Below are 2,128 nucleotides of genomic sequence, written 5' to 3'. Positions count from 1 at the left end.
GGTCTTCCCGCCGACGGACCGGGGAGTATCGCCCCGCTGGGGCGTCGCGTCGGAGCGCTCTTCATCGACTACACGAGCGCCTACATCATCGCCATCGCGATCACGCTCGCCACGTCGGGAGACTACTCCGCGCCACCCATGCTGATCCTGTCGATCTTCGCGGTTCTGCAGGTGCTGTTCATCCCCACGCTCGGCGGCAGCCCGGGGCACCGCCTGCTCGGCATGCGGGTGAACCTCGCCACCGGCGGCTGGCCTGGGCTGTGGCGTCCGATCGTGCGCACGCTGCTGCTCGTGATCGTCATCCCCGCCGCGATCTGGGACGCCGACCAGCGGGGTCTTCACGACAAGGCCGCCGGAACGGTGCTCGTCCGCGGTTGAGACCCCGACGCCCGCTCAGCGGGGACGGGGCGCGCGCACCTTGGTGGGGTCGATGCCCTTGGGGATCGGCAGCGACGTCACAGACTTCGACACCGAGTCCACACGCTTGATGACGGCGGCCATGGTCGCCCGGTCGATCTTCTTCGGCAGCGCCTTGATGGTGGATGCCAGCTTCGAGATCGGCACCTCGTCCTCGCCGTGGCCGACGTAGAGCACGGTCACCGGCACGCCGGATGCCACGCGCTGCACCTTGGCGCGCTCGTCGGCGACCAGCCGCGTGAGGCGACCGCGAGACCCCTCACCGACGATGACGACACCGCCGCGACCGATCACCCGATACACCGCATCCTGGGTCTTGGGGTTCACGCCGACAGGCATCTCCGTGGCCTGCCACTTGCGACCGAGGCCGGTCGAGAGGATGTGACCCGCTGCACCCGGCATCCCATCGAGCTTCTGGTACATCGCACGCGTCGACAGTCTCGTCATCGTGATCATCGCGCCGAGGAAACCGGCCATGAGACCGCTGAGGCCCCAGAGGATGACGCTCCAGACGGCGAAGGGCGGGATCAGGAATCCGACCAGGATGCCGAGCGCGATGCCCAGCACGATGATCCCGATCAGGACCCATCCGAGCCACGGATAGACGTTCTTGGTGAAAACGAACAGCGACTTGATCTGGGAGAAGAAACCCGGGCGCTTCTCTGGTGCGGGCGTGCGTGCGGCCATACCCTCCAGCCTACCTTTCGCCGCCTCGTCTCCTGCACAGGACTGCGTCACGGCGATGCATCCCCGCATGCCGCATCCAGCCGTCCCGCCGAGGTGGTGCTCGCGCAGACTCATCGCATGCACAGCGACGCACGCCTCGTCGAGTCAACACCCCTCCCCGGAGGCGGGGCCGTGCTCCGCGTCGTGCGGGAGGGTGCACCCTGGCCGGGCACCATCGTGCGGCACGACGACGGGCACAGCGCCCTGCATGTCGACGCGGACCTGCTCGAGGGCACCGCGGTGTGGCGCGCGGAGCCCGACGGCCACATCCTCGCGCCGAGCGAGGTCGTGCGCACCGCGTCCGGCCACGAGGCGGTGTTCGCGCTGTGCCACGGCAGATTGGACCACGTGCTTCACGAACGACGAGAGGCGCAGGCCCCGCCTTCGGCAGGGGAGTGCGTGACCGTCGCGGTGAGCGTGCTGCGCGGCACCGACGAGGCCGGGCCGGGTGCGTGCGGCCAGTGGTGGGTCACCGATGAAGGCCGCCCCGTCCTCGCGTTGGGCGGCACGACCCCGGTCGCCGATGCCTCGCGCGACATCCTGGGTCTGATGTGCGCCGACGCCCAGGGCGGGCTGGCCGATGCTCTACGGGCAGCGGGCGCTGCCCTCGAAGATCCGCTTCGAGACGCCCTCGGGCGCGCCGAGGACTCCCTGTTCGCGGCGGCCCAGGCGGCGCCGCTGGTGACCGCCGTGCCCGCGCCCGCCCGAGCACTCACGGTCTCGGTCACGGCGCGACCCGGCGCGGGTGCGGGCGCAGCGTTGCGAGGGGCGGTGGAGCGCCACATCGACAGCGAGGTCGCCGAGCAGGTCGCGCAGGCGGGCGAGGAATTGCGGCGAAGGTGGCGGCAGCGCCGGGAGCTGCGGGCGACACGACGCGCGGCACGGCAGGCCAGGGGCCCTGTCGGCAGGCCACCCGCGACCGCCGGCGCCTCTTCCGGCACACGGGCGACGCGCATCAGGCCGATGCTGGCGGGATGCGTGGTCG

2 protein-coding genes and 1 pseudogene are annotated in these 2,128 nt (G+C 71.0%); 2 read left to right on the top strand and 1 reads right to left on the bottom strand.

Translation table 11 applies throughout. The features are described from left to right. Nucleotides 1-378 (top strand): RDD family protein (locus NQ160_RS21950; RefSeq protein ID WP_257517167.1); only part of this gene is annotated, 378 nt, incomplete at its 5' end. Nucleotides 379-393: 15 nt separating this feature from the next. Here NQ160_RS21950 and NQ160_RS21945 read toward each other — a convergent pair. Beyond that, nucleotides 394-1,104 (bottom strand): DUF4191 domain-containing protein, encoded by a 711-nt coding sequence (locus tag NQ160_RS21945; RefSeq protein WP_257517166.1) that lies wholly within the window; start codon nucleotides 1,102-1,104, stop codon nucleotides 394-396. A gap of 117 nt (nucleotides 1,105-1,221) precedes the next feature. Here NQ160_RS21945 and NQ160_RS21940 point away from each other — a divergent pair. Further along, a pseudogene (locus NQ160_RS21940) lies at nucleotides 1,222-2,128 on the top strand (hypothetical protein); the annotation flags it as partial.

The organism is Microbacterium sp. zg.Y909, assembly GCF_024626565.1.
The sequence above is the reverse complement of the archived record's forward strand: the minus strand, read 5'-3'. Positions and strand labels throughout refer to the sequence as shown.